The organism is Kitasatospora sp. NPDC036755 (assembly GCF_040636595.1).
In the GTDB taxonomy this organism is placed as follows: Bacteria; Actinomycetota; Actinomycetes; order Streptomycetales; family Streptomycetaceae; genus Kitasatospora.
In genome coordinates, this window is record NZ_JBEZUT010000436.1 from 1 (window position 1) to 5,784 (window position 5,784).

Below are 5,784 nucleotides of genomic sequence, written 5' to 3' on the forward strand. Positions count from 1 at the left end.
GATCCTCCTCGCGGCGTATCCCGGAATTTTTGCCAAGCCATTACCCTTGTACACGGGCGGTGCAGTGCCGCCGGCGTGCCCCCGCAGCTCGGCGCGCCGTCAGGAGACATCGTGCCACCGCGGGGCGTCGTCGTGGTCGGAGTTTCGGGTTCCGGCTCCGTTCGGTCCGGCCGTTCGAGCGCGGCCGCGGCCGCGCGGGCCGGTCGGCGGGTGTCCGCGCCCCCGCGCCCGCCCCGCTCCGGGTCGGTCGCCGCTCCGGCGGACGAGCCCTGCCCGTGAACAAGTTCCGTGTGCGGGAAGGGGGTTGGTTCCGCCCGGCGCTCCACGGGGGACGCGGGCCGGGCCTCCCCCTCCCCGGCCCGGACCGCAGGCGAAACGCCCTTGACATGGGCATCGCGAGATGGCCGAAAGGCGTCGCCCAGCCCGGGAGGGCATCCGCATGCCCTCCCGGACTTCACCACCGCCCCGCGGGGATTGAGGCGGCGGCGTCCCCGGCCCGCCGGGTCCTCGACGGCAGGCCGACCCACGACCACCAGCGAATCGCCGACCAGCCGGTCGGGCCAGGGGGCACGGCCGGGCGCACGCGAACACGGGACCGGAGCACGACGCTCCGGCGCGCGGCACGGTCGGCCGGATCCGAGTGGTCCGGACCAACTCCCGCGCTCCACCGCCGAGTGCACGATCCCGCCATCCGGAATGCGACCTCTTAACCGTCGGAACGCGTCCGACTACGCTAGGTACAGCAGCTACGGCCCGGTGCCGCCCGGGCCCCGCGCACAAGGCCGCAGGAGGTGCCGCCGCCACCATGACCGTCAGCCCACGTGGACCGAACGAACGGCTCGGCACGCTCCTGACCCTCGCCCAGATCAGCAACGCCGGACTGGCCCGCCGGGTCAACGACCTCGGCGCCCAACGCGGGCTGACCCTGCGGTACGACAAGACCTCGGTGGCCCGCTGGGTCAGCAAGGGCATGGTGCCGCAGGGGCCCGTCCCGCACCTGATCGCCACCGCGATCGGCGGCAAGCTGGGCCGGCCCGTCCCGCTGGAGGAGATCGGCCTGGGCGACACCGACCCGGCGCCCGAACTCGGCCTGGCCTTCCCGCGCGAGGTCGCCGACGCGGTCCGCTCCGCGACCGACCTCTGGCGGGTCGACCTCGACCTGCGCCGGGGCCCCGGCGGCGGCCGCTGGAGCGACAGCCTGGCCGGCACCTTCTCGGTCGCCGCCTACGCGACGCCCGTCTCCCGCTGGCTGATCACCCCGGCGGACGGCTCGGTGGCCCGCGAGGTGCCGCGCTCCCCCACCGACACCTCCTCCTACCGGGTCGGCCACTCGGACGCCGCCAAGCTCCGCGAGGCCGCCCAGGAGGCCCGCCGCTGGGACTCCAAGTACGGTGGCGGGGACTGGCGTTCGTCGATGGTGCCGGAGTGCCTGCGGGTGGAGGCGGCACCGCTGCTGCTCGCCTCGTACAGCGACGCGGTCGGCCGGGCGCTGTTCGGCGCGACCGCCGAACTCACCAGGCTCGCCGGCTGGATGGCCTTCGACACCGGCCAGCACGAGGCCGCCCAGCGCTACTACATCCAGGCGCTGCGGCTCGCCCGGGCCGCCGCCGACGTCCCGCTCGGCGGCTACGTACTGGCCTCGATGAGCCTCCAGGCGGGCTACCGGGGCTTCGCCGAGGAGGCCGTCGACCTCGCCCAGGCCGCGCTGGAGCGCAACCGGGGCCTGGCCACCGCCCGCACCATGAGCTTCTTCCACCTCGTGGAGGCCCGGGCCCAGGCCAAGGCCCGGAACGCGGCGGCCTGTGCGACGGCGCTCGGCGCAGCGGAGAGCGCACTCGAACGGGCGCGCGCCGGGGATCCCGATCCGGCGTGGATCGACTTCTACGCCTACGACCGGCTCGCCGCCGACGCCGCCGAGTGCTTCCGCGACCTCGGAGTGCCCTCCAAGGTCCGGCAGTTCACCCGCGAGGCGCTGGCCACGCCCACCGAGGGCTTCGTCCGCTCGCACGGCCTGCGGCTGGTGGTCTCGGCGATGGCCGAGGCCGAGGCGGGCAACCTGGACGCCGCGGTCGCCGCCGGCGAACGCGCCGTCGAGGTGGCCGGCCGGATCTCCTCGCAGCGCAGCCGGGAGTACGTGGTGGAGATGCTGCGGCGGCTGGAGCCCTTCCAGGGTGAACGCCGGGTACGGGAGTTGACCGAGCGGGCGCGGGCGGTGATCGTCGCCCCGGCGTGAGCGCCGCCCCGGGACGAGCGGACGGGACGGTGCCGCGGCGACCGCCGGAAAATGGAGTGCGGTGGCGGGAGGGGCCTGGCAGGGTTTCTCCCGTCCAGGTGCGCAGGCAGAGGTTACTTCCACTCTTAATGGGCGTGTCGCGGGTTCGAGTCCCGCCACCGGTACTCCGTGCCGGTGTAGCTCAGTCGGCAGAGCAGCTATGTCACCTCAGCCGCCTTCGATCTCTGGACACCCACATGTGAATAGTTCGTCCGCACCTCCCGGTGCGACGGCGGCGGTTCCTTCTGTGGAGTGCCCCCGGCGGGGCGCTGTGAAGCACCTGTACCGCAGCCGAATCGATCGATCTCGGGAGGCACCGCGTTCCGGAGTGCCCGGTGCGCAGGCGGGGGTTACTTCGGATCTTGCGGTTCCGGGTTCGAGTCCCGGGCGTGCCGTACGCGGCCGCTGGCTCAATCGGGTAGAGCACAAGGCATACACCCCCGCCGATGCCGGCCGCCCCGCGGCCGGCACGACCTCGGGCACCCCGGCCGCGGCATGCCTCCCTCCCACTGACACCAGCAGGCCGAGGGGGGCTTCCGCATGTCCAGGTTCAACTTCCGCAAGGCCAAGGCGAGTCCGAGCTCGCCGGTGGCCACCACCGGCCGGCGCACCGTCAACCACAACGGCGGCACCGGATTCGTCCGGGACCGCAAGTCCGAGCTCTTCCTGCTCGCGGTGGCCAACATGGTCGGGCGGGACACCTTCCACGAGGGCGCCGGCGAGCGCGACGACCGCTACACCGCGCTGGTGCGCGAACTCGCCGTCGCCGAGCCGGAGTGGACCCTCGGACTGCTGCGCTGGCTGCGCCACGGCGCCCAGATGCGCACCGCCGCCCTGGTCGGCGCCGCCGAGTTCACCCGCGCCCGGCTGGACGCGGGCGCCCACGGCCACTCCCGGCAGGCCGTCGCCGCGGTGCTGCGGCGCCCCGACGAGCCCGGCGAACTGCTCGCCTACTGGACCTCGCGTTACGGCCGGGCCCTGCCCAAGCCGCTCAAGCGCGGCGTCGCGGACGCCGTCCGGCACCTGTACGACGCCCGCTCGCTGCTCAAGTACGACACCGCGGGCAAGGGCTACCGCTTCGGCGACGTGATCGAGCTGACCCACCCCTCGCCGGCTCCGGAGAAGGAGTGGCAGGGCGCGCTCTTCGCGTACGCGCTGGACCGCCGGCACCGGCCGGAGGAGGCCGTGCCGCCGGCCGCCGACCGGATGCTGACCGCCAACCGCGCGCTGCTGGCGCTGCCCGTCGAGGAGCGCCGGGCGGCGGTGACCGCCGAGGGCGGCGCCGAGCGGCTGGCCGCCGCCGGGCTGACCTGGGAGGCGCTGGCGGGCTGGCTGCAGGGGCCGCTGGACGCGGCGGTCTGGGAGGCGGTCATTCCGTCGATGGGTCCGATGGCGCTGGTGCGGAACCTGCGCAACTTCGACCGGGCCGGGGTCTCGGACGCCGTCGCGGCCGAGGTCGCCCGGCGGATCTCCGACCAGGGCGAGGTGCGGCGCTCGCGGCAGTTCCCGTTCCGCTACCTGGCCGCGTACCGCAACGTGCCCTCGCTGCGCTGGGGGCAGGCGCTGGAGACCGCGCTCGGCCACTCGCTGGCGAACGTGCCCGGCCTGCCCGGCCGGACGCTGGTCCTGGTGGACCGGTCCGGTTCGATGTTCGACCGCTCCGGCGGGCCGACCGAGCTCAACCGGGCGGACTCGGCGGCGATCTTCGGCACCGCGCTGAAGATCCGGGCCGCCGAGGCGGACCTGGTCGAGTTCGGCTCCACCAGCCGGGTGGTCGAGGTCGGCCGGGGCGAGGCGGTGCTGCGGGTGCTGGAACGTTTCTCCGACCTCGGCGGCACCAACACCGCCGACGCCGTCCGCACCCACTACCGCGGCCACGACCGGGTGGTGATCGTCACCGACGAACAGACCGGACCGAGCCGCTGGGGCCGCGACCCGCTCGCCGCCGTCCCGGCCCACGTGCCCGTCTACACCTGGAACCTGGCCGGCTACGCCCCGGCCCACGGCCCCAGCGGCGGCTCCCACCGGCACACCTTCGGCGGCCTGACCGACGCGGCCTTCCGACTGGTCCCCCTCCTGGAGGCCGGGGCGAACGCCCGCTGGCCCTGGGAGGAGTAGCGGAGCACCAGGAGAAGGGGGAAGGAGCCGTCACGGGGGTGCGGCTCCTTCCCCGTTCCCCTGCAGGTGTGCCCGCCGGGCACCGGTCGGGCGGGAACGGACCGGGCGCCGTCGGCGGGCGGGAACGGACCGGGCGCCGCCGGCGGGCGGGTCCGGAGGAGCCGGCGCCAACGGCGCCCCGACGAGCCCGGATGAGCCCGGTCACAGGCCCCGCCGCGGAGCCCCGACAGCCCCGTAGACTCGGGTGATTGTGACTGCCACCGCCCCGATCCCCCAGCCCTCGCCGTCCGCCCGGCTGTCCGCCGCGCCGGCCGCCTACCCCGCGCCGATGTACCCGCACAAGGCCACCGAGGCCCAGCACCGCGAGCGTCGCATCCGCAGCTTCCAGCCGCGCCGGGGCCGGATGACCAACGCCCAGGCGAGTGCCCTGGACCGGAGCTGGGAGACGTACGGCATCCCCATCGACGGCACCCCGCTGGACCTGCCGGAGCTGTTCGACGGCCTGCCGGTGACCCTGGAGATCGGCTTCGGCATGGGCGAGACCACCGCCGCGATGGCCGCCGCCGACCCCACGACGGGCATCCTCGCCGCCGACGTCCACACCCCCGGCCACGGCAACCTGCTCGGGCTGCTGGAGCGCGACGGCTCCCGCAACGTCCGCACGGCCGCCGGCGACGCGGTGATCCTGCTGCGCGACATGCTCCCGGACGCCTCGCTGGCCGGTCTGCGGGTCTACTTCGCCGACCCGTGGCCCAAGCCGAAGCACCACAAGCGCCGGCTGGTCCAGCCCGCCTTCCTCGACCTGGTGCTGCCCCGGCTCGCCCCCGGCGCCCTGGTGCACTGCGCCACCGACTGGGAGCCGTACGCGGAGCAGATGCTGGAGGTGCTGTCCGCCTCGCCGGAGCTGGAGAACCTCCACCCGGAGGGTGACGGGACCGGTTGGCTGGAACCCGCGGACCACCCGGACGGCAGCGTTCCCGGCTACGCCCCGCGGCCGGACTGGCGTCCGGTGACCAAGTTCGAACGGGCCGGGATCGCCAAGGGCCACGTCGTCCACGACCTGCTGTTCCGCCGCCGCTGATCGACCGGCGCCGTTCGAACGGCCGTTGGCGGGGCGGCCGTTGAGGCGGGGCCGGAACCGGCCGGTTCGCCGCGGGTCCTCCCGGCGGACCACCGCCTTGGCCTACCCTGTGCCGCATGGGCAGCCCGTCCGGCGGCGGGTTCCGGACGAACGGCCGGACGACGGTCCGAGCCGCCGCCGACGTACCGGAGACGGTCCCGAGCACCGGTGGCACCCGGACCATCCCGGGGCCCCGGAGGCGCCGGGCCCGCCGCTTCCTGCCCCGGCCGGGCGCCGCGCCGGTCCCGGCCGGGCCCCCGTCCCCCGCCCCCGG

Annotated in this window: 4 protein-coding genes and 1 tRNA gene; all 5 read left to right on the plus strand. The window is 75.1% G+C overall.

All coding sequences use genetic code 11. The features are described 5' to 3' along the window. Positions 1-805 precede the first annotated feature (805 nt). Complete coding sequence (locus AB0E96_RS37325) at positions 806-2,233, plus strand: hypothetical protein (RefSeq protein ID WP_049658584.1); 1,428 nt, start codon at positions 806-808, stop codon at positions 2,231-2,233. Between the two features lie 94 nt (positions 2,234-2,327). Next, a tRNA-Ser gene (locus AB0E96_RS37330) sits at positions 2,328-2,397 on the plus strand. Positions 2,398-2,812: 415 nt separating this feature from the next. Beyond that, on the plus strand, positions 2,813-4,390 hold the full coding sequence (locus AB0E96_RS37335) for a TROVE domain-containing protein (RefSeq protein ID WP_359830695.1): 1,578 nt from the start codon (positions 2,813-2,815) through the stop codon (positions 4,388-4,390). A gap of 250 nt (positions 4,391-4,640) precedes the next feature. Beyond that, on the plus strand, positions 4,641-5,471 hold the full coding sequence (gene trmB / locus AB0E96_RS37340; RefSeq protein WP_359830698.1) for a tRNA (guanosine(46)-N7)-methyltransferase TrmB: 831 nt from the start codon (positions 4,641-4,643) through the stop codon (positions 5,469-5,471). A 116-nt stretch (positions 5,472-5,587) separates the two neighbouring features. Beyond that, the coding region (locus AB0E96_RS37345; RefSeq protein ID WP_359830701.1) for a hypothetical protein at positions 5,588-5,784 on the plus strand (197 nt) is incomplete at its 3' end.

What these genes read in the sequence shown, in the direction of transcription:
- AB0E96_RS37325 (WP_049658584.1), top strand. Translation starts at nt 806, where the DNA reads ATGACCGTCAGCCCACGTGGACCGAACGAACGGCTCGGCACGCTCCTG.
- AB0E96_RS37335 (WP_359830695.1), top strand. Translation starts at nt 2,813, where the DNA reads ATGTCCAGGTTCAACTTCCGCAAGGCCAAGGCGAGTCCGAGCTCGCCG.